Raw genomic sequence first — 402 nt, 5'->3', positions numbered from 1 at the left:
CGGGCATGCTGGCGACACAGCTTGCCGCGCGGGCGGAGATTCTGGGGATCAATCTGGGGACCGGTACGCGGTTTGGTTTATCCGGCGCGTTTGACCGCTATTTGCGGATGCCCTTCTCGCTCGAATCGACAGAGCTTGAGCAGGCGTTGCTGAGGATCAAACCGCTATGGCTCGCCCTGAATAAAAACGTGCCATCGTTAAAACGCAGCGTGATCTAATATTAAAATTTTTGAAGCAGATCATAAAAAATAAAAACTGCTGACTGTCACGGAGGCAGTCAGCAGTTTTCACCGGTCAGGAGTTAATGCTGAGCAGGAATAGGAAAACCTTTCAGTGAAATAACGAAGCTTTCACCGTCTTTCTTTATTTTTGCGCCGGTATCACACCAGTCAGACGCTATAC

1 pseudogene is annotated in these 402 nt (G+C 49.5%); it reads left to right on the top strand.

The features are described from left to right. Nucleotides 1-218: pseudogene (locus EN749_RS37335) on the top strand (hypothetical protein); the annotation flags it as partial. Nucleotides 219-402 lie beyond the last annotated feature (184 nt).

This window comes from Mesorhizobium sp. M7A.F.Ca.ET.027.02.1.1 (assembly GCF_004022985.1).
GTDB lineage: Bacteria > Pseudomonadota > Alphaproteobacteria > Rhizobiales > Rhizobiaceae > Mesorhizobium.
This window is presented reverse-complemented; position numbering and strand designations above follow the sequence as displayed.